At 46.0% G+C, this 21,412-nt stretch carries 15 protein-coding genes; 6 read left to right on the top strand and 9 right to left on the bottom strand.

The window, feature by feature from the left end; genetic code table 11:
* Positions 1-4 precede the first annotated feature (4 nt).
* From ABHV44_RS15900 to ABHV44_RS15885, 4 genes are all read left to right on the top strand, one after another.
* Positions 5-2,239, top strand: a complete 2,235-nt coding sequence (locus ABHV44_RS15900; RefSeq protein ID WP_459075708.1) for a phospholipase D-like domain-containing protein — start codon at positions 5-7, stop codon at positions 2,237-2,239.
* A gap of 173 nt (positions 2,240-2,412) precedes the next feature.
* Positions 2,413-2,841, top strand: coding sequence for a hypothetical protein (locus ABHV44_RS15895; protein ID WP_459075707.1), 429 nt, complete (start codon positions 2,413-2,415; stop codon positions 2,839-2,841).
* A gap of 114 nt (positions 2,842-2,955) precedes the next feature.
* Positions 2,956-3,891 (top strand): DnaJ C-terminal domain-containing protein, encoded by a 936-nt coding sequence (locus tag ABHV44_RS15890; protein WP_459075706.1) that lies wholly within the window; start codon positions 2,956-2,958, stop codon positions 3,889-3,891.
* Complete coding sequence (locus tag ABHV44_RS15885; RefSeq protein WP_459075705.1) at positions 3,888-4,181, top strand: chaperone modulator CbpM; 294 nt, start codon at positions 3,888-3,890, stop codon at positions 4,179-4,181. The genes ABHV44_RS15890 and ABHV44_RS15885 overlap by 4 nt, the downstream gene beginning before the upstream one ends.
* A 3-nt stretch (positions 4,182-4,184) precedes the next feature.
* Here ABHV44_RS15885 and ABHV44_RS15880 read toward each other — a convergent pair whose 3' ends face one another.
* The 4 genes from ABHV44_RS15880 to recO all read right to left on the bottom strand — a co-directional run bounded on the left by ABHV44_RS15880 (position 4,185) and on the right by recO (position 8,012).
* Positions 4,185-4,661, bottom strand: coding sequence for a gliding motility lipoprotein GldH (locus tag ABHV44_RS15880; RefSeq protein ID WP_459075704.1), 477 nt, complete (start codon positions 4,659-4,661; stop codon positions 4,185-4,187).
* Positions 4,642-5,982: a PSP1 domain-containing protein gene (locus ABHV44_RS15875; protein ID WP_459075703.1), complete on the bottom strand. Its 1,341-nt coding sequence runs from the start codon at positions 5,980-5,982 to the stop codon at positions 4,642-4,644. Before ABHV44_RS15875 ends, ABHV44_RS15880 begins: the two co-directional genes overlap by 20 nt.
* A gap of 115 nt (positions 5,983-6,097) precedes the next feature.
* Positions 6,098-7,225 (bottom strand): DNA polymerase III subunit, encoded by a 1,128-nt coding sequence (locus tag ABHV44_RS15870; protein WP_459075702.1) that lies wholly within the window; start codon positions 7,223-7,225, stop codon positions 6,098-6,100.
* Between the two features lie 70 nt (positions 7,226-7,295).
* Positions 7,296-8,012, bottom strand: a complete 717-nt coding sequence (recO, locus tag ABHV44_RS15865; RefSeq protein ID WP_459075701.1) for a DNA repair protein RecO — start codon at positions 8,010-8,012, stop codon at positions 7,296-7,298.
* A gap of 263 nt (positions 8,013-8,275) precedes the next feature.
* Between recO and ABHV44_RS15860 the strand changes: the two genes are divergently transcribed.
* On the top strand, positions 8,276-8,608 hold the full coding sequence (locus tag ABHV44_RS15860) for a DUF3592 domain-containing protein (protein ID WP_459075700.1): 333 nt from the start codon (positions 8,276-8,278) through the stop codon (positions 8,606-8,608).
* Here the strand turns inward: ABHV44_RS15860 and ABHV44_RS15855 are convergent.
* Both ABHV44_RS15855 and ABHV44_RS15850 read right to left on the bottom strand, forming a co-directional pair.
* A complete protein-coding gene (locus tag ABHV44_RS15855; protein ID WP_459075699.1) occupies positions 8,595-10,133 on the bottom strand; it encodes a magnesium chelatase in 1,539 nt (512 codons plus the stop codon). The genes ABHV44_RS15860 and ABHV44_RS15855 overlap by 14 nt on opposite strands.
* A 2-nt stretch (positions 10,134-10,135) precedes the next feature.
* Complete coding sequence (locus ABHV44_RS15850; protein ID WP_459075698.1) at positions 10,136-11,236, bottom strand: vWA domain-containing protein; 1,101 nt, start codon at positions 11,234-11,236, stop codon at positions 10,136-10,138.
* Between the two features lie 162 nt (positions 11,237-11,398).
* Here ABHV44_RS15850 and ABHV44_RS15845 point away from each other — a divergent pair, with 162 nt between their 5' ends.
* Complete coding sequence (locus ABHV44_RS15845; protein ID WP_459075697.1) at positions 11,399-13,117, top strand: hypothetical protein; 1,719 nt, start codon at positions 11,399-11,401, stop codon at positions 13,115-13,117.
* A gap of 73 nt (positions 13,118-13,190) precedes the next feature.
* Here the strand turns inward: ABHV44_RS15845 and ABHV44_RS15840 are convergent, their stop codons facing one another.
* The 3 genes from ABHV44_RS15840 to ABHV44_RS15830 form a co-directional block, all read right to left on the bottom strand.
* A complete protein-coding gene (locus ABHV44_RS15840) occupies positions 13,191-15,296 on the bottom strand; it encodes an OmpA family protein (protein WP_459075696.1) in 2,106 nt (701 codons plus the stop codon).
* Between the two features lie 12 nt (positions 15,297-15,308).
* The gene (locus tag ABHV44_RS15835; RefSeq protein ID WP_459075695.1) at positions 15,309-16,232 is read right to left on the bottom strand and encodes a PorP/SprF family type IX secretion system membrane protein; all 924 of its coding nucleotides are present in this window, start codon (positions 16,230-16,232) and stop codon (positions 15,309-15,311) included.
* A gap of 134 nt (positions 16,233-16,366) precedes the next feature.
* Positions 16,367-21,412 (bottom strand): HYR domain-containing protein (locus ABHV44_RS15830; RefSeq protein WP_459075694.1); only part of this gene is annotated, 5,046 nt, incomplete at its 5' end.

Genomic DNA, 21,412 nt, shown 5'->3' with positions numbered 1-21,412 from the left:
TTTAATGAAGTATCTAATTTCAATTGTTCTTTCAGGTCTTTTTGCCACGCAAATGTTGGCGCAGGACAACATTCTGGACCTGAGACAAAACTATGGCGAAGGAAGCTCAGTAACCATCACCGGAATTGTTACAAATGGTGATGAAATGGGATCATCCGTTCGCTACATTCAGGACGAGACTGCCGGTATTGCCATCTACCCTGGCAACGACTGGAGCGACTGGAGTTCTGCTCCGCTTCGAGGTGACGAAATAACTGTTAGCGGTGTGGTCACTCAATACAACGGATTGCTTGAAGTTGGCCCAGACCTTACCAGTGTCACAATCAACAGCTCGGGCAATACGCTTCCCGATGTTCAGGTCGTTACTCCTAATGATCTCAACGAGTCGCTCGAAGGGGAACTCGTACAGATCAACGGGGCCATTTTCAGTAATGGAGGAGAAAACTTCGAAGGAAACTCCACTTATGCATTTACGGCAGGAGACGAATCTGGAATCATTTACGTGCGCACTGGTAGCGTTCTGATCGGAGAATTGATTCCTGTGGGTGCTGTGCAACTTACTGGAATTCTCTCGCAATTCTCTTTCACAGGAGTTGGTGGCTATCAGATTCTGCCCAGAGATCAGGACGACCTTTTCTCTGCATCGCCCATCAATATCGCTTCAACCATCGTTCAGGATGACATTACAACTACTTCTTTTTCGCTCAGCTGGACTACAGATACGGAAGGAATCACACGTGTGGAGTACGGACTTTCTCCAGACAACCTAAGTGAATCTGTGGAAACCACAGACCTCACAACAGATCACGAAATTGTGCTAGATGGGCTTGAACCAGGAACAATTTACTACGCCAAGGCCGTTTCATCTAACGGTGACGGATCTGCCGAATCTGGTGTTTCTGCGTATGCAACAGAATCTCTTTCATCAGGTGAAATCACCGTTTATTTCAACGGCTCTGTTGACCACACCATGTCTTCGGGTGAATACGCCATTTCTCTTGGAGATGCCATGAACGACTCACTGGCAGCAGTTATCGATCGTGCCGAGCATACTCTTGACATGGCAATTTACAACATCAACGATCAGACAATGATCAATGCTGTGAATGATGCTTACGAGCGCGGAGTTGAAATTCGCTACATCGCAGAAGGATCCAACCTCAACGCTGGAGTGGATCAGTTCAACGTAAACATCCCGGTGCTTTTCCGTGAAAACTCAGAAGGAAGTGGAATGCACAACAAGTTTATCATCGTTGATGCCGACTACACCGACAAAGCTACTCTGGTAACTGGAGCGACCAACCTTACTACCGTTCAACTTTTGGACGATTACAACAACGCTATCATTTTTCAGGATGAATCACTGGCAAAAGGTTACCGCGTTGAGTTCAACGAAATGTGGGGAAGTGATGGACCTACACCAAACTTGGCCAACTCAGTCTTTGGTGATGAAAAGCTGATCAACACACCCGAGAAGTACATCGTTGGTGGAAACGAAGTAGAAGTCTACTTTTCGCCAACTGATAACGCTACAGGCGCCATCCAAAGAGCTATTGAAAGTACAGATCAAAGCCTCTACTTCGCCACTCTTGCATTCACTAGAGATGAGTTGGGACAGGCAGTTATAGAGGCGAACAATAGCTTTTTTGTAACAGCTGTGGGAATGATCGAAATGGAATCAGCCACCGGAAGCGAGTTCGAAACCCTTCAGGATGCCGGTGTATTCGTTTACTCGCACGAAGGTGTTTCTCCACTGCTTCACCACAAATATTGTATCGTAGACATTTGTCACGTGGATAACGATCCAATCGTTGTCACTGGTTCTCACAACTGGTCTTCATCAGCAGAAAACGTGAATGACGAAAACACAGTTGTCGTTCACTCGGAGCGTGTTGCTAACCTCTATTTTCAGGAGTTCGCAGCCCGCCTAAATGATCTTGGTGTTGATATTCTCGATATCGACAACACCATTTTGGATTGTGTTGTGGGCGTGAATGAACTCGACAACGAACTGAACTTGACAGTTTTCCCGAACCCATCAGACAACGTGCTGAATATCCGCACAGACAAGGTTGGTGGAGACGTGAAGATCTTTGACCTCCTTGGTAATGTAGTTTGGCAGGGAAGAATGAATTCGAAGCAAACTTCTGTAGATATCTCTTCGCTCAGCGCGGGTGTCTACGCAGTTGAAATGACTCATGAAGGACAGCGACTGACTTCAAAAGTTGTCGTTCAGTAATTCTTTTCTGAAAAAGAATTTTTCAAAGCCTCTCTCGATTTTCGGGAGAGGCTTTTTTTATTGCTTTTCACCTAAATTATCTGAGGCATTCATTTCTCACCTCCACTGCTGATCGCTATCATTTCTGGCAGAAAAATATGTCCTTACATTTCTGACGAACAAAATAACCTGACATGAAAAATTTTATCCTCTCATTTATTTTGATCACATTTTTCTGCGGAGCGCTCACTTCTTGTGGATCTCAAGGTGACGACCACAATCACGACAGTACCTCACACAAGGTGGAGCTGAACAATGGTGAAAAATGGAAAGCCAATCCGGCCACTACTACAGGCATCGAAAAAATGAAGAAGCTGGTTGATGAGTTTGAAAAAGGCCAAAACAGCGATTTCGGACAGTTGCAATCTAAGCTGCAAAAAGAGTTCAGTCTCATTTTTGAAAAGTGTACGATGACCGGTGAGGCGCACAACCAGCTTCATAATTATTTGGCACCACTTTCAAAACAGCTCAAAAAGCTTGAGAAAGGAACACTTGAGGAAAAAGAGATTGCATTAAAAAAAATAGAAAATCATCTCAATTCATTTGATCAATTTTTCAAGTGAAATTTCCCGAGGTAAGGAAAACAGCAACACATTGATAGCTGTTAAAATAAGTGGAAATTTCATCATAGTTTTCTACATTTTAGCTAGCAAAAATGAACCCATCAGCTTGATGCCATGGAATTTATTGATTACTACAAGATTCTCGGTGTAGACAAAAACGCCACTGCAGAACAGATAAAAAAGGCTTATCGCAAAAAGGCCAGAAAGCTTCATCCGGACGTGAACCCCGACAATCCGGAAGCGAAAAAGAAATTTCAGCAGCTCAACGAAGCTCACGCGGTATTGAGCGACCCTGAAAAACGCAAGAAGTACGACAAGTACGGCAAAGACTGGAAACACGGAGAGGAATATGAAAAGTATCAGCGTGCCCAGCAGCGACAAGGTGGGCAACAGTCGGGTAGGGCTTACACTTACTCAGGCGATTTTGGCGGAGAGGATTTCTCAGACTTCTCAGACTTTTTCTCATCGATGTTTGGAGGTCAATCCGGATTTACCGGTGGTAGCAGAAGAAGTCGCAACACCAGATTCCGCGGCCAGGACTTCCATTCCGAAGTGGAACTAACTCTAGAGCAAGCCTACACCACGCACAAGCAAACTTTTACCGTAAACGGGAAAAATATTCGTATCACTATTCCTGCCGGAGTTGAAGATGGGCAAACCATAAAACTCTCGGGTTACGGTGGCGAAGGCACCAACGGTGGCCCTAAGGGAGATCTGTACATCAAGTTTAGAATCCCTAACAACGAACGATTCAAAAGAGTCGGTAACGATCTGTACACCACCAAATCTATCGATCTCTACACGGCTGTTCTGGGCGGTGAAATTACCATCGATACCATGAGCGGAGCCATCAAGTTGAAGGTTAAACCAGGCACTCAAAACAACACCAAAGTCAGGCTGAAAGGAAAAGGGTTTCCGGTCTATAAGAAGGAAGGACAGTTTGGAGACCTCTACGTGACCTATCAGGTAGAAATTCCAAAAACGCTGAGCAGTCGCGAAAAAGAACTCTTCACCGAATTGGCGAATCTCAAAAAAACCACAGCACAATGAAAAATCAACGATACATCACGCTGAAAACCATTTGCGAAAGCCACGACATCACAGAGTCGTTTGTCATTTCTCTCAGCGAATTTGAGCTCATTGAAGTGGTAGAGGACAATCGCGAAAAAAAGATTGCAGAGAGCCAACTCACCGATCTGGAAAAATTCATTCGGATCTCAAACGACCTGGACGTGAACGTTGCTGGTATCGAAGTGATTCACCGACTCACCAAAAAGATGGAGCGCATGCAGCGAGAAATGGAGTTACTCGAAAAACGACTTGAGATTTACGAACCGTAAATTCTACTTCGCGCGGGCTATTCGAAAACCGACATCGTAAATCTCGGGCAGCGAGTCTCTTCGCATCGCCTGATTGATCTTCACCTTATACTGACCCTCGAGCGGAAAGCGTTTTTGCTTCTGATACAAAAAGCGGTTGTCGTAGACATTGCCAATTCCAGAGCCCAACCACTCACCGTTTGGTGCAGCCAAAAAACACTCGATGGTATCGGTCTTTGTTTTGCCATTTGGAAACGACATTTCCACAAACAGAAACAGATTGCTAAATGGATAATTGTCGCCATTGCGCAGGTTGATAAACATGTTGTTCATACTCACCGTGTCCTGCACTTCAAAAGAAAACACAACTGGCTCATCGGCCGACCACACAGCTTTTGCAATCTCCCGATTTTCTTCATAAACAACATCGTTGTCACAGGAGGCAAGTCCCACAAGAAGGATTGCCAAAGCACCAATCAATTTAACTCTTGTCTTTGCCATCGTTTTTCGGTCCTGAGTTGTTCTTGTTCTTTGGTTTTCCACCGCCTTTTGGGCCTTTGCCTTTTCCCTTGGGTTTTCCTTTTGGGCCTTTTCCTTTCGGCCCTTTGTTTTGCGGCCCTTTACCTTTAGGACCCTTGTTCGGTTTTGTTCCCTTTGCAGATTGGCCACCCTTGTTCTTAGGTCCTCCACCGGGTTTTCTGCCTTTTCGCTTCTTCTTCCTTCCGCCTTTGCTTGTTCTATCGAAGCGAGTGAGGCTGTCTTCGCCAACAGCATTTAGGTAATCCACCTCTTCCACTTCTTCTCGCTCTATGAAACCGGAAAGATCATCGGGCTTCTTGCCGGCCTTGTTCATCTCCATGATTTCGTTCAAAGCATCGATGCTCAAAGCAACGGGAGCTCCGCCCATCTGCTCTTCGTAAATGAAGTACATGATGCGTTTAAAAATGTCTGTCTTGAAATGAACGGCTGTTCCTTTATGCGTGAACAGTTTGGTAGATGGTGGCGGAAATTCTTTAATCGCATCGAGGTACTGATCGAGCTCGTAATTGAGGCAGCATTTCAATTTTCCGCACTGTCCGGCAAGTTTTTGTGGGTTTAGCGAAAGCTGCTGATAGCGAGCTGCACTAGTTGACACTGATCTAAAATCGGTAAGCCAGGTAGAGCAGCAAAGCTCTCTCCCACACGATCCTATTCCACCGAGACGACCGGCTTCCTGCCGCGCTCCGATCTGGCGCATCTCAATTCTGGTTTTGAAAGACTCCGCGAGCTTTCTGATAAGATCCCGAAAGTCTACACGACCTTCTGCGGTGTAATAAATGGTGACCTTTTTGCCATCGCCCTGATATTCCACATCGCTGATTTTCATCACGAGGCCGAGGCTATCGGCAATCTCGCGAGAAATCATCATGGTGTCATTCTCTTTCATCCTGACTTCCTGCCAGGTGGTTATATCTTCTTGTGTGGCTTTGCGATAAATCTTTTTGACCTCGTGATTGTCCTTCACTCCCTTTTTGTTCATCTGTAGCCTGACCAACTCGCCAACTACTGAAACTATGCCCACATCGTGGCCGGGTGAAGACTCTACCGTAACAACATCGCCCACCTGCAATTCGAGGTCGCCAGTGTTGCGGTAAAAGGATTTGCGGCTGTTTTTAAACCGCACTTCAACTATATCAAATGGTTTTTGGCTATCGGGTAAATCCATACCTGAAAGCCAATCAAAAACGTCTAATTTATTGCAACCGTCCACACCACAAGAGCCATTGTTGCGGCATCCTGCCGGCAATCCTCCGCCCTTGTTTGAACACGACTCACATCCCATATTCCTTCTGGTTGTTTTATTTTTTGCAGCAAATAACTGCTCTGTTTCACTCTATGAAACTGTGAACAAAGGTAAATATTTCGACAGAGGAATTGCCGAAGTCCGAAAATGGAGTTTAGGTCTTTCTAAGCAGCTTGCTAACCTTGATACTGAGATCGAAAAAGAGAATTTTCCCGTAAATATTTTGACCGATTTCGCGATGTGCCTGATTGAGCTCATCGGTGAGCTGAATTACGTTGGCGTGATTGATAAAAGGTGAAAACTTATCGGCAAAAGCCGCTTCTCCCGGAGTTAACTTTCCGAGCTCGCCTTTGGTGTAGTTCTTCACAATGCACTGGCGAACCATGTGCAGTGAATACTCCAGAAATCGCTTCTGGTTTTCACGACCGACTTTAGCCATTTCATCGGTCCATCGCACTAGTTCTTTTAGGTTTTGCTTGTAGCAAAATCGCATCCAGCTAACGAAGAAATCGAAGTTCGCATTGGACTCCTTGTTGTCCCCCAGAAGTTGAAGTGCTCTGAAAAAATCTCCGTCAGCCAGGTGTGCTACAGAAGTCGCTTTTTCTTTAGAAGCATCGTATTTCTCAATTAGCGCCCGACTCACTTCTTCATCGCTGAGCGCGTTGATTTTTACGAGCTGTGTTCTCGACTGAATCGTGGGAATGATGTTCTCGTAGTCGTGAGAAACGAGCAGAAAAACTGTTTTGTCTGGCGGCTCTTCCAACAGCTTTAGGAGCTTATTGGCCGCGCCATTATTCATTCGCTCAGGTAGCCAAATCACCATAAACTTGTAACCACCTTCGTAAGCCTTAAGCGAGAGGACATGAGCAATTCTCTCCGACTCTTTCACATTGATCAACGGCTGTTTGTTTTCAGCATCGAGTTGTTGCAGCCAGTACTCGAGATTGAGATATGGCGTTTTCTTCACCGAGTCGATCCAGGTCTGCGAAACGTCTGCAGCTGTGGTGACTTTCGAAGCCTTGCTAGCTACAAATGGATAAGAAAAATTGAGATCTGCGTGCTGCAGGTTTTGAAACTTTCTGCAAGACGTACAAGCACCGCACGAGTCTTCTTCGGTGCGATCGGGACACGACAGGTATTGCGCGTAAGCCAGTGCCAGGGCGAGATTTCCACAGCCCTCGGGTCCGTAAAACAACTGCGCGTGGCTCACCCTGTTGTCTCTCACAGCGTTGATGAGCCTTTTCTTAATTGCCTGTTGTCCGATTACTTCCCTAAACTGCACGAGCTGGTTTCATTTTTCCGAATGGAGTCCAAAAATACAATTTTCAACGGCCGAAAAGCTGTGTAGAACATCAGTGAAAAACAGACTCCAGAATCTCAAGGGAACGCATCGGTTTCCAATGACCCAGGTGCAAACTGAAGTACTCAAGCAAGCCGTGCAACAGTTTCTGCCTCACTTTCCCTGAGATTTTTAAATCTTCAATTTGCGAAGCAGGAGTTTGAAGCAGCTTGAGAAGAGCAGCACTCTCCTCTTCATCCAGAGTCGGTAATCCACCAGGTCGACTGACAAACTCTCCTTCAGAGAGGTCGAAATACTTCCCTTTACCTTGATTCTGAGGGGCGATTCCATAAAAAGACGAAAGCCTCATCAGAAAAAAGAGATGATAGTTTTCGGGTTTTTCGCTGTGGTCGAGCAGCTCTATAAAATGCTCCACAAAATCGAAAAGCTCTTGATTGACATAATCTTCGCTCAATGTGTTGAGCAGCAATTCATCGAGAAAAAGACAGATTGTAGATTTCCTGATATCAAAAGGCAAACTCAACAACACCATGCTTCTGCTGATGCCCTGAAGATACTGTAGCTGATTGGTGTCGCGGTGCCTGAAGCTCAACTCAACAGGGGTAAATGGCTGAAGAAGAGATTGCTTACCGGTTTTCTTCCTCATCGCTCCCTTTACCATAAAAGACTTTAAACCATAATTTCTGGTAAAAATCTTACATACAGCGCTCGAATCTCCGTAGCGAATGAATTTCAATACAATTCCGTTTGTTTTTGTAGCGCCCGACATAATTTAGCTCAAAGGTACGTATTCACTAGGCTGGATGGCTGAGCCCAAAGACATTCTATAAATTTCATCTATTCAATAAGTTAATGACCACTTAATATTTGAACTATGGATTAAATATTTATATTTGCTTTAGGAACTGAGAAGAATATCACAGTATTCATGAGACTCGTGTAATCCTTTTACACGTAGTTTAAAGTTAGGTTAGGCAGGGCAATCAAAAGCGATTGTCCTGTTTTTTTTGTCAAAAACTTTAGCTTTACGGCATGGCTCCCTGGTTAGAAATCGTTGTACAAATTCTTTGCGTTGTTGCTCTACTTCTTATCATCTGGTGGAAAGCTAAACCGGCCATCCAGTTCAGGATGAGAGCGGTAGAAACAAAAGGCACCATCGTAAACTGGATGAAAACCGTTTCTGGCGGAAAATCATTCTTTTACCCGATGATCGAATTCTCAGATCAGGAGGGAAAACAGATTCGTTTTAAAGCGAAAGAACGATCCGAAGACAAGCCAATGTTCGACATCGGCACAGCTGTCACGGTAAAGTTTGATCCTAAAAATCCTGAACGAAGAAAGGTGACTTACCCTAAAAGCCGGTAAATCGGGGAGCTTGGTCTTCGTCATCCTCTCCTGACGAAAACAGTGAGTTGAGAAGATCAGAAAACCCGATGGAAGACTCCAACTCATTTTTGCTCAGGAGTGAAAATTCGGCCAATCCGTGAAGTAGAAACTCCATCATCAAGAACTTCTCTTCTCCCTTTGCCTCAGGCTGATACCTTTCTACCAGTGCTTCGAGCCCATCCACCTTCTTAAGACTCTCTTGGTAGTCCTTTTTGTTAGCATCCACGGGCAATTCCAATTCGTTTTTGCCAAACCAGCCAATGAGCTTTTCGTAGGGATTCTGCAGCTTTTTGCGCTTTATCAACTCCGGATCGGGAAACATCTGCGGGAACTTCTTGCGAACAGACAAACCGATGAGTCGCTGAGCCACATTTTTTGGACCTTCTTGCTCGCCTTCGTAGACCAGTTCGACTTTTCCAGTGATGGCCGGAATAACCCCAGCGAGATCCCCTACACGAACCAACGTCTTTTTCTCTCCATTGATGAGCGCCCTTCTCTCTGCCGTGCTCACCAGGTTTTCGTAAGCCGTGATGGTGAGCCTTGCCGAGACTCCACTCTTTTGATCGATGTACTCAGAATCTCGAGCTTCGAAAGAAACGCGTTCCAGCAAATCGGCAACAAGATCTGGCACTGCAACAATATCTGACTGGCTACTGAGCACCTGTGCTTCTTGTTTTGTAATGGATTGCGACAATTCCAGCGACTTCGGATAATGAGTCAAAATCTGACTTTGGATCCGGTCTTTCAGCGGAGTGATAATTGCTCCGCGATTGGTGTAATCTTCTGGGTTTGCAGTGAAAACAAACTGAACGTCAAGAGCCAGCCTCAACAAAAATCCGCGAATTTGAATGTCCCCTTCCTGCAAAATGTTGAAGAGCGCCACCTGAATTCGCGGCTGCAAATCGGGAAGTTCGTTGATCACAAAAATGCAGCGGTGAGCTCTCGGCACAAGCCCGAAGTGAATCACACGTTCATCGCTGTAATCGAGCTTGAGGTTAGCCGCCTTTATCGGATCCGCATCGCCAATCAGATCGGCCACAGTAACGTCAGGAGTTGCCAGTTTTTCAACGTAGCGCTCGCTTCGGTGCATCCACTCAATGGGAGTGTCGTCTCCTTTTTCCTTAATCAAATCTCTGGCAAAACGAGAAATCGGCTGCATCGGATCGTCATTCAACTCGGAGCCGGCAACAACTGGAACGTACTCATCGAGCAAGTGAATCATGGCACGAGCCATGCGCGTTTTTGCCTGACCTCTAAGACCGAGCAGATTCATGCTGTGTCTTGAAAGAATGGCCCGCTGAATGTCGGGAATCACTGTTTCTTCGTAACCGAGAATTCCTTCAAAAACAGGCTCCTTTTTGCGCAGCTTTTCAATGAGGTTATCTCTCAACTCTTCTTTGATACTTTTCGGCTTATAACTCGATTTTTTGAGTTCTCCCAGTGTGATAATCTTTTCTCTTCCTTGCATATTTTTATTTCTGTCTCGCTTTTCTTCGTTTCTCATTTCTATCGTGATCTTCTCCTTCTGTTTTTCTCAAAATCCGCAAAAATCATATCGCCCAAACCTTCGAGGCCTGTGAAAAATGCCTTGCCTTGATTGGCCTCTGAAAAATCGTCTACAAACTGCTGCAGATAAGGATCCGAGGCAATCATAAAAGTTGTGATCGGTATGTTCACTTTTCTGCATTTGCGAGCCAAATTGAGACACTTTCCAACAATGTAAGGGTCGAGACCAAAGCTATTTTTATAGTATTCTCCACCTTCTTTGAGGCAAGACGGCTTTCCGTCCGTAATCATGAAAATTTGCTTGTTGGCCGTTTTTCTTCTGCGCAAAATATCCATCGCCAATTCAAGTCCGGCCACGGTGTTGGTGTGGTAGGGCCCAACCTGCAGGTATGGCAAATCTTTGATGCTTATTTGCCACGCATCGTTTCCAAAAACAACCACGTCCAGCGTGTCTTTTGGATAGCGTTTCATGATCAACTCGCTCAGCGCCATGGCCACCTTTTTGGCGGGAGTAATGCGGTCTTCACCGTACAAAATCATGGAGTGAGAAATGTCGATCATCAGCACCGTGCTGGTCATCGTCTTAAACTCTGTTTCGCGCACTTCGAGGTCGTTTTCAGTCAGGTGAAAATCACCCGTACCGTGGTTGATCTGTGCATTTCTGATGGACTCGGAAAACGCAATTTGGTCTGGCTTGTCGCCAAACTGATATTTTCTGCGGTCGGCAGTGGCTTCCTCACCCCGTCCCATAAACTGGGTTTTGTGACTTCCTGAACTGCCTTTTTTTAGTTTCCCAAAAATTTGCTCCAGTGAACGCTGACGAACAGCTTGCTCGGTTTTACCAGTGATTGTCGGCCGGCCACCGCTGTCACCCGGTTCTTTGATGTATCCCTTTTCTTTAAGGTCTTCCTCAAATTGATCAACACTGTAATCATCACCCGAAAGATTGTATTCATCATCGATTTCGCGAAGCCAATCCAACGCTTCGTCCACATCACCCGAAGTGTAGGTCACCAACTCGAGAAATACATCGAGCATCCGCTCAAAAGGCGTGCGTTTGTCTTTTTCGGGAATGAATTTGCTAAACTGATATCCTATCATTTTCTCTGCAATTTGCCGGCACGTTTCTAAACAGCAATTTCATGAGTTTGTTGTCGCCCGTCCATTTTCTCCAGGCTGCGTGGCACTAAGTTGGGAAACTGCCAGCAACTTGCCAATAATCGATATTTTCGCTGGAGAGTTGAACTCCCCAAAACACCGTAAATGCCCGGCCTGAATATTCATTTTAAATTTAGCCAAACGCTAAAACCCAATACTCTGCAAGAGCACTCAAGGACGCTGTTCTCTTCAGAAGAGGTTGACGTCTCGGTCGAATCGGGCAGTGAAAATCATCCAGTCGATTTTTGGGAAACACGAGAATTTTTCATCGCTTTTGAAGGATATGCTTACGACTGGAACAATCACAGACAGGAGTTGGAAAAGCTTACTCAGCAACTTATTGTATCGGAAAATTCCGGAGAAATACTGAAATCCACTTTCGGAAAACTCGATGCCGAGTTCGTATTGTTTTTCTTTCACAAGCCGAGTAAAAAATCCGGAGTTGTCAACGATGTTTTGGGTCGGTTGCCCATTTATTCCTGTGCAATCGAGGGAGACCACATTCTAACTCGAAATGCCGATTTCCCAGGCAAATTGAAAAAGCTCACATTGGATCATCAGGGAGCTGCAGAATCGCTGACTTTTGGATTTACTCTCGGAGATCGTACGGTTTATCAAGGTGTGAAAAGACTCGCGGGTGGCAGTTATGCATCTGTAGTAGGTAAAGAACTGAACTTCTATCGCCACAAAACTACCGACTACGATTTGCTTTTAGGCTCGAAACCCGATCCTGAGAGAACAGCCAACCAGGCGACAGAGCTGTTCATTTCAGCACTGGAAAGCAGAACCAGATTTTGCGACAACCCTCTTCTGGCACTGAGCGGAGGACTCGACTCACGGGCACTTGCAGGAGGGTTTGACGCTCTGGGAATACAATACAAAGCAATCACCTATCGAGATGTGGCTGGCTCCGCAGAGCGTGATGTAGAAGTTGCCCGACTCATCACAAATGCTCATTCGCAAGAGCTGACGCTCGTAGATCTCAAGAATCCTGAAAAAAGAGACTTTCTGGAACTCTACGATTGTAAAAATGGACAAAGTATGCTCGACATGACTTTCATGGTTCCATTTTTGAGAACTCTTCGCGCCCAATCTGAAAATCCGGCTGTGTTCACTGGCGATGGTGGCGACAAGGTTCTTCCTTCGCTGCTTCCCGACAGTCGTGTTTTCAAAGGAAAAAAACTCCTGAGCTACGCCCTGAGAGCAAACCGTAAGTTTCCGGAAACCACGGCAGAAAGGATCTTTGGATTGCCTTCTGGAACGATCAGAGAATCTATCGAACAGCTTTTTGAAAGTTATACGGAAACGAGCTGGGAAGGAAAGTTCAGGCATTTCACTATGGAAAACCGCGCGAGGAACTGGTTGTTTGAAGGAGAAGATCGCAACCGCTGTTTTCTTCCGTCTTTCACGCCTTTTTATTGTCTTCCGCTTTTTGAACTCTTAATGTCTGTGGATGACGAGGAAAAGAAGGACTTCAGGTTCTTTCACCGATTTCTCAAAAAAGTCGATCCAAAATCGGCTGATATCAAAAATGCAAATTGGGGATTTGGAGTGCAGCAATCGGAGCAGATTCGCAAGATCTACTACAGGCAAAATCTCAAACTTACATCAGCCGGGAGTTTTGTGCGCGATAGCCTCAAAACAAAGTCAAACTATTTGGAAAAGGCCACTGAGGATGAACGGCTTCTTTTCGAGGAGCTTTCGAAAAGAGTAGCGGTTCAGAATAAAATCGACCTGGACTTGATCGTGCGACTTAAAAATTTTGATGCCGACTCTTTTCACTTTCTGCTCACTTTGATGAAGGTTGCTGAAGAAACAGTCTAAAGCAAAAAAGTCCGAAAAGGATTTCTCCCTCCGGACTTTTGAATCGTTGTTTTGGCTAATTTTTTTGCGTTCGCTACAAGGCAGGCCCCTGACTTTTGAGTAGGGTGAACTCACCTCTCCGGTTTCTCATGTGCTCAGTAGCCGAGCAAGTGATTCCATCTGCGCAGTGGTTTGCAAGATCATCCTCACCTTTCCAGCTGATTTCAATTCTGCTTTCGTCAATTCCATGCTCCAGCAAAAAGGCTCTGGTAGCTTCTGCTCTGCGCTTTGAAAGCTTTTCATTGTAGGCTCTCGATCCGCGAGAATCGGTGTGGCAAGTAATCACAAGTTGATACGTTTCGTCTTCTCGCATTAGGTCTACAAGGCGATTCATGTTATCAACGTCTTGCTTTCTCACCTTTGCCTTGTCAAAGCCGAAGTAGATCTGCTCAATTTCTCTGGCGGCCAGCAAGTGGCTCACATCTTCAACGTCTTTCGATTCTTCAGGAGCCTCTTCTTCCACAGGTTCTTCGGCTACTTCCTCTATTGGTTCTTCTTCGATCTCTTCTGGTTCTTCAACCTCTTCTTCAATTGGCTCCTCCGTCTCAGGTTCCACCAACTCAGCTACAGGCTCTTCTTCTACTGCCTCTGGAATTGCCAGCACCCCAATGTCTTCATAGGGATCGTCAATTTCTGCACTCAGTTTTTGAGTGAAAACTTCTCTCGGTTGAACTCTTTCTGCAGTTTCTTCTTCCGGCAGGATCATCAGCTTGTAGTCTGATTGAGGTTTCATTTCTACTCTAAACCTTCCCATTTTGTCAATTTCCACATCCTCTCTCTCTCCCGTACTCATATTTTCCATCACAATCTTTTGACCTGCCAGGGATCTATCCAATTCATTGGTCTCCAGTTTTCCGGCAATGATTTTTCTCTCAATTTGCTTCGACTCAAAGTAGTAGATGTTGTCACCTTTCTTACCTCTGTTTGAAGCGAAATAACCATCGTGAGATTCTAAATTGTAGAAAACGCTGAAATCATCACCTGATGAGTTTACAGGGTAACCCAGATTTTTAGGTTCGGTCCATTTTCCAGCCTCTTTCATGGCGCGGAATAAATCGAGCCCACCAAGGCCTACGTGACCGGTACTTGCAAAGTACAGGGAATTGTCATCCGCAATAAAAGGAAACATTTCATCACCTTCGCTATTGACGGTAGATCCCAGATTCTCTGGTTCTCCCCACGAGTTTCCGTTCTTCTCAGTTCTGTAAATGTCGGTTCCTCCAAAGCCTCCGGGACGGTTCGAAACGAAATACATCTCTTTGCCATCGGCAGAAATTGTTGGATGACCATTGCTGTACTCGTCACTGTTGAAGTTCAATTCTCTAACTTCGCTCCAGCCACTCTCGGTGAAAGTTGTCTCATAAATTTTGAGATTTACGGTACCGGTTTCGTCTCTCACCGGCTTGCCTTTTTCCATATTATTTCTAGTGATGTAGAGCGTCTTGGTGCTTGGGTCATAACAAGCCGGACCATCGTGAAAACGCGAGTTTACAGCGCCTTCGAGCGGTCGAATGTCAACTAATTCATTATTAGCTCCAAGCTCACATTCGTAAAGATCGAGGTAAGGAAGATCATTCCATGGGTTTTTTTCATCCACGAGAGCCGATTCAACTCCCGCACTGCTAAAGATGTAGCTGTTTTCGAATGAAGTAAAACCAAAAGCCGGATTATCGTTGTTGAATGCGAGTTTCTTAATGTCGTATCGAACAGAATCTTCCATCAAGTCAACGAAGTAACGCTTGTCTTCAAGGTGGTTGTTTGCCAATTCGCTTTCGGGCTTTAATTTGTGATACTTCTCAAACCAGGTCATTGCTTCTTCGTACTTCTCTACCTTTTTCAAAGCCTGGGCATATTTGAGCATGTCCTGAGGGTTTGAGTCATCGAGCTCAAGCGTTTTTCCGAACCAAAAAGCAGTATTCTCAGCATCGCCCATATTTTCATAGGCAAGAGCCATTTGTCTAGTAATGTAAGGGTCTTCCGGAGTTTTTTCGTGAGCGATTTCATAAAATACTATTGCCCTGCTAAAGTCGAACTTTTCGAAAGCACGATCTCCCCTTTCGGTTTGTGGAAGCTTTTGAGAAAAAGCATCCAGGCCGGTAAAAATCATCACGAGGGCGAGTAAAAAGGTCGTTGTCTTCATGTCAGGTATTCATTAAAAGTATCGTGGATACACAATTCTTTTTCGTCTAAATTTAAATCTGTAGTTGAGCATCAGCTCGTGACTACCAAGATTGGTTGCAATTAGCTCATTCACCGCTACGTCAAAGGAGTAGCCGATTCTGAGCTGATTATTTATTTGCCACTGCACGACTCCACCAGCCATTTCTCCGTAGTTATAAAAAGCTCCGGCACGCCAGGTATCCCAAAAGATAAAGTTCGCAAACAATCCGGCTGACAGAGGGGCACCTTCAGTGGCTTTTATCAACATGGTAGGGTTGAATTTAATTTCGCGGTTCACTTCGAACACCGCGCCACTCATCAAATAAGCAGTGGGTTCGCTGGTGGCCACCATTGTCGATACATCCTGATTATTAGGGTTGTACATGTCGTTTTTCAGTAGCCTGGGAACCGAAAGCCCCACGAAAAAATCTTCATTGTAATAGAAAGCACCAACTCCAACATTGGGCATAAAAACACCTTTTGTGTTGGTGGCATAAAGCTCATCTGTAGGGTCGATCAATTCCAAATCGGCAATAGAGGCCTGATAAAGCGAAGCCGTTCCTTTCAATCCAAAAGCCAAAGTGGAGCGTTGATTGACAGGAAGACGGTAGGTGAAGTCTGCCGAAAATGAGGTGTGATTACTCGGCCCTATTCTATCGTTCATCAATGTTGCCCCAACGGCCAGGCGATTGGCATTGAGCGGTGTGTTAAAGGAGATCACAGATGTTTGCGGTGCCCCTTCGAAACCAACCCACTGGCTGCGGTGCAGCGCGGTGAGGTCCATTGCCTCTCGGTAGCCAGCGTATGCCGGGTTGAGCGTCAGGTTGTTGAAAACGTATTGGGTGAATGCTGATTCTTGCTGTGCCCGTGCACCGAGCGCTACAAGAAGCAGCAGTAGCCCTGCGAGTAACTTCATAGCTAATTTCTTTGAAGGTAATAGGTGCCATGATCTTACGGCACTTAGCCTTTTAGGTTTTGGTTTTATTCTTTTAGCTGATGTCATATCGTTTATATATAACTTCATTAATGTCACTTTTTTGGTTTTGGTGATTACTTGTTCAGGAAGATATAGCCCTTCACAGGTGCTTCGCCATTTCCTAGATCAAGCAAGTAGAAGTAAGTTCCTTTAGGCAGCTCGGAATCTCCGGTGTTGCCAAACATGGCGCGGCCGTCCCAGTCGCTGTTGTACGGTGAAGCTTCAAATACCTTGCGGCCCCATCTATTGAAGATGGCGATGCTGTGACCTGGATAATCCTCAAGCCCGAGGATTTCGAACGTGTCGTTCACTCCATCGTTATTAGGTGAGAATCCTTCTGGAATAATCAGATCGATGTAGCATTCTACTTCTACAAAAATCATTGCTGTGTCGCAGGCGTTGAAAGGATCGCAAGCGATGTAAGTCAACGTGTCGATATCGCCACAGAAATCTAGTGGGTCGTAGTAAATCGTGCCGTCAGGGTTGATTCCCACATCACCGTGCTGCGCTGTGATGCTCGTAATCGTGAGGTCGTCATCGTCTGGATCCCAGTCATTGAGTAGTGCATCGATGTCGATGATGTCATCTTCTTCGTAGAAGTTCACTTCATCGTCTACGGCAATTGGCGGAGTGTTCACAAGCACGGTGAAAGAACAGCTCGTTGCATTTCCGGCTTCGTCTACTGCTTCATAAGTAACAGTGGTGTAGCCGTGAGGGAATTCCTCTCCACTAGCCAGTCCTTCAATAAGGGTGATTTCAGCACCGCAGTTGTCGGAGAACTGAGGCAAATCGTAAATCACCACTTCTTCTTCCTGAACGATGTCTTCTGGACATTCGATCACTGGAGCTTCAGTATCGAGCACAGTTACTGTGAACGAGCATTCGCTGGTGTTTCCGGCTGCGTCTGTCACGAGGTAAGTCACTGTGGTTTCTCCAACAGGGAATTCTTCTCCGCTTTCTAATCCATCTGTGATCTCGATTCCTGAACCTTCACAGTTGTCTGAGAATTCCGGCAAGTCGTATTCTACTACCGCTCCGCAAACTCCGTTGTCGTTTTCTACTTCAATATCTGCCGGACAAGTGATTACAGGCAGTTCGGTGTCTTCAACTGTAACAGTGAACTCACAGAAACTGCTGTTTCCTGATTCGTCAATCACCTGGTAAGAGACTGTTGTAGTTCCTACTTCGAAGTATTCTCCACTCTCAGGGCCGGAAACAACCTGGATCGTATCGATCGTACAGTTGTCTGTCGCTACAGGCAGATCGTAGGTTACAATCGCACCACAATCGCCAGTGTCGTTCGGCATCACGATATCTGCAGGGCAAGCTTCAATAATTGGAGCCTCAGTGTCGTCAACTCTCACTGTGAATGAGCAAACGCTTGTGTTTCCGTGAATATCTGTCACTTCGTACTCTACCAGTGTGATTCCTTCTGGGAAGAACTCACCAGAAGCAATTCCTTCAGTCATAATTAGAGTATCCACGCCACAGTTGTCGTCAACTATAGGAAGGTCGTACTCTACGATTGCACCACAGAACGAGCTGTCGTTTTCTACGATGATGCTCGGTGGGCAAACGATTGATGGAGCTTCTTCATCATTCACGGTTACTGTAAAGCTGCATTCGGCAGTGTTGCCAAATCCATCCGTCACCAGGTAGGTGTTGGTTGTAACTCCCTGATCGAAGAACTCTCCCGGATCAAGTCCTGCAATCAATTCGAGTGTGAGGTCGTCACAGTTATCAGTGATCACAGGTAGTTCGTAATCCACTACAGCACCACATTCTCCCGGATCTGTCGTGACAACGATGTTATCAGGACAAGTGATCACTGGGTTAATCGTGTCTTGTAGGGTAATGTTGAACGTGCACGAGCTGAAGTTTCCAGCTTCGTCAGTTGCAGTTACTGTCATCACAGTGTCTGTAGTAATGATTGTTCCTGCAGCTGGTGACTGAACAACTTCGAAGATTGAGCTACAGTTGTCCGTCACCGTTGTCACAGCAGTAAAATCTTCCACTTCGTAACCGCAGTCTTCATCAAGCTGAACCGTGATGTCTGCAATACATGTCACCACTGGATCAATTGCATCGATAACTTCAATTTGGAAAGTGCAGTCTGTGCTGTTTCCATCAGGATCTGTCACTGTCAGTGTGATGTTGTGTGTTCCAAGAGTTACTTCGGTTCCGATTGCCGGAGTCTGATCCACGGTGAAAGTACCGCAGTTGTCGTCAATCGTGGCCAATGTTGAGTAATCTGGAATTTCGAATACGCATGCGTTATCCACCTCTTCGGTTTGATTTGCCGGACACGTAATTGTCGGAGCAATCACATCGTCAAGCGTCACATCGAAAGTGCAGCTCGTCTGATTTCCAGCATTATCGGTAGCAGTCAAAGTAATTTCCTGAACTGTGCCAGATGCACTGATGATTGTTCCCACAGCCGGTGACTGAGTAACTTCCACATCTGAGTCACAGTTGTCGGCAGTTGTCGCCAGGCCTGTGTAATCCGGAATTTCAAAGACACAGAATTCGTTTACGTTCTCCACGATGTCTCCAGGGCAAGTGATGCTTGGAGCAATCACATCGATCAGAGTAATAGTGAATGAACAAGACGATTCGTTTCCAGCAGCGTCAGTTGCTGTGAGTGTGATCACTTGAACATTGCCTTCTCCAGCGAGAACAGTTCCTACAGCAGGCGATTGAGTTACAACTGGATTACTGTCACAGTTGTCCGTAACTGTAGCCATTCCCGTGTAATCTGGAATTGAAAATTCACAGTTTGCATCACCATCAACATCGAAGCTTGCAGGACAAGAGATCGATGGAACAGTGTTGTCTTCCAAAGTCACATCAAATGTGCAAGTGGTAAAGTTTCCGTTGTCGTCTGTGGCTGTCAGTGTCACTGGAATCACGTTTCCGTGTCCGCTGAAAACTGAACCAACTGCTGGCGACTGAGTCACTTCTATGTCTGTGTCACAGTTGTCTGATGTCACAGCCAATCCGGTGTAATCTGGTAGGGCAAACTCACAGCTTGCATCTACAAACTCCGTCACATCTGGCGCACAGCTATCAAATACCGGGTCAGTGTTGTCCACTACAATCACATCAAATGTGCATGTAGAAACGTTTCCGGCATTGTCTGTCGCTGTCATTGTCACCGTTGTCGTTCCAGAAACGATGTCTCCGGCCACTGGCGACTGGACTACATCAACCGAGCTGTCGCAATTGTCAGTGGCGGTTACCATTCCAGTGTAATCGGCCATTGTGAACTCACAGTTCGCGTCAGCAGAAACCGTCTGGTCTGCCGGACAAGTAATCACCGGATCGATGGTGTCGATCAGTGTGATCTCGAACGAGCAAGTCGTTGAGTTGCCAGCGTTGTCAGTAGCGGTTAATGTAATGGTCTGAGTCGTTCCTTCTCCACTCAAAATTGTACCAGCAACAGGTGATTGTGTCACTACGACTCCAGCATCACAGTTGTCCGTTGCAACAGCAAGGCTCGTGTAATCAGGAATGGGGAATTCACAGTTCACATCCGTTGGTTCGTTCTGATCACCCGGGCACGTGATCTGCGGATCGATGTCATCGATGAGCGTAATCACGAATGAGCAGTCTGAAGTATTTCCTGCGTTATCAGTAGCTGTGAGCGTAATCGTTTGGGTTGTTCCCTCACCTGAAAGTACGTTTCCGACTGCCGGTGATTGAGTAATCGTTACATCCGCGTCACAGTTGTCTGTAGCTGTTCCCAAAGAAGTGTAGTCAGGAATTGAGAACTCGCAGTTCGCATCCGTTGCCTCGTCAAAGTCTGCAGGGCAAGTGATCGTTGGATCAATGTCGTCAATCAGCGTGATGGTGAATGAGCAGTCAGATGAGTTTCCACTCGCATCGGTTGCAGTCAGTACGATAACCTGAATCGTTCCTTCACCTGAAAGCACAGTTCCAACAGCTGGAGATTGAGTGACTACAACTCCTGGATCACAGTTATCACTAGTGGTTGCCAGGCTTGTGTAGTCTGGAATAGTGAACTCGCAATTCGCATCGGTCGACTCATTGAAGCCAGCTGGACAAGCAATTACTGGAGCAGTCGTGTCTTCCAAGGTAATATCGAACGAGCAATCAGTCGAATTTCCGTTGGCGTCTGTTGCCGTCAAAGTGATAGTATGAATTGCATCCACACCATTCAAGATTGTACCTGCTGCTGGCGATTGAGTGTAAACCAAATCCGCATCTAGAGTACAGTTATCTGTAGCTGTGATAGCCCCTGTGAAATCTTCCAGAACATATTCGCAATTTGCGTTGAGACTTCGGTCGATATCCGTCTGGCAATCCACGATTGTCGGTGCTGCGTTGTCTTCTACGATTACTTCAAAAGTGCACGTTGAAACGTTACCTACATTGTCAGTTGCAGTCATTGTCACTGTTGTTGTTCCAGAAACAATGTTTCCTGCCGCTGGCGACTGAACTACATCAACTGAACTGTCGCAGTTGTCCGTGGCAGTTACCATTCCGGTGTAATCGGCCATCGTGAACTCGCAGTTCGCATCGGCACTCGCTGTTTGATCACCTGGGCACGTGATCACCGGATCGATCGTGTCAATCAGAGTGATATCGAAAGTACAAGTCGTTGTGTTACCTGCGTTGTCGGTGGCAGTGAGTGTGATCGTTTGAGTCGTTCCTGCTCCGCTCAATGTGTTGCCGGCTGCTGGTGACTGAGTTACCGTCACTCCTGCATCGCAGTTGTCGGTAGCAGTTGCCAGACTTGTATAGTCAGGAATCGAGAACTCGCAGTTTGCATCTACCGGCTCGTTCTGATCGCCTGGGCAAGTGATCTGCGGATCGATGTTGTCAATCAGCGTGATCACAAAGCTGCAATCGCTTGTGTTACCCGCGTTGTCGGTGGCCGTCAAAGTGATGGTCTGGGTAGTACCTTCACCTGAAAGTATGTTTCCGACTGCTGGACTCTGGGTAATCGTTACATCCGCGTCACAGTTGTCTGCGGCTGTTCCAAGGCTCGTGTAGTCAGGAATCGAGAACTCACAGTTCGCATCCGTAGCCACGTCAAAGTCAGCCGGGCAGGTGATTGTTGGGTCGATGTCGTCAATTAGTGTGATCGTGAAAGAGCA

Source organism: Halocola ammonii, assembly GCF_049334165.1.
In the GTDB taxonomy this organism is placed as follows: Bacteria; Bacteroidota; Bacteroidia; order Flavobacteriales_D; family Sanyastnellaceae; genus JBEGHD01.
Note: the sequence above shows the minus strand (reverse complement) of the source record. Positions and strands in the feature narration are given on the sequence as shown.

Coding starts and splice junctions, on each gene's coding strand:
- ABHV44_RS15850 (WP_459075698.1), bottom strand. CDS start 11,236: ATGATAGGATATCAGTTTAGCAAATTCATTCCCGAAAAAGACAAACGC.
- ABHV44_RS15885 (WP_459075705.1), top strand. CDS start 3,888: ATGAAAAATCAACGATACATCACGCTGAAAACCATTTGCGAAAGCCAC.
- ABHV44_RS15875 (WP_459075703.1), bottom strand. CDS start 5,982: ATGGGATGTGAGTCGTGTTCAAACAAGGGCGGAGGATTGCCGGCAGGA.
- ABHV44_RS15840 (WP_459075696.1), bottom strand. CDS start 15,296: ATGAAGACAACGACCTTTTTACTCGCCCTCGTGATGATTTTTACCGGC.
- ABHV44_RS15890 (WP_459075706.1), top strand. CDS start 2,956: ATGGAATTTATTGATTACTACAAGATTCTCGGTGTAGACAAAAACGCC.
- recO (WP_459075701.1), bottom strand. CDS start 8,012: ATGTCGGGCGCTACAAAAACAAACGGAATTGTATTGAAATTCATTCGC.
- ABHV44_RS15860 (WP_459075700.1), top strand. CDS start 8,276: ATGGCTCCCTGGTTAGAAATCGTTGTACAAATTCTTTGCGTTGTTGCT.
- ABHV44_RS15900 (WP_459075708.1), top strand. CDS start 5: ATGAAGTATCTAATTTCAATTGTTCTTTCAGGTCTTTTTGCCACGCAA.
- ABHV44_RS15845 (WP_459075697.1), top strand. CDS start 11,399: ATGCCCGGCCTGAATATTCATTTTAAATTTAGCCAAACGCTAAAACCC.
- ABHV44_RS15880 (WP_459075704.1), bottom strand. CDS start 4,661: ATGGCAAAGACAAGAGTTAAATTGATTGGTGCTTTGGCAATCCTTCTT.
- ABHV44_RS15895 (WP_459075707.1), top strand. CDS start 2,413: ATGAAAAATTTTATCCTCTCATTTATTTTGATCACATTTTTCTGCGGA.
- ABHV44_RS15855 (WP_459075699.1), bottom strand. CDS start 10,133: ATGAGAAACGAAGAAAAGCGAGACAGAAATAAAAATATGCAAGGAAGA.
- ABHV44_RS15835 (WP_459075695.1), bottom strand. CDS start 16,232: ATGAAGTTACTCGCAGGGCTACTGCTGCTTCTTGTAGCGCTCGGTGCA.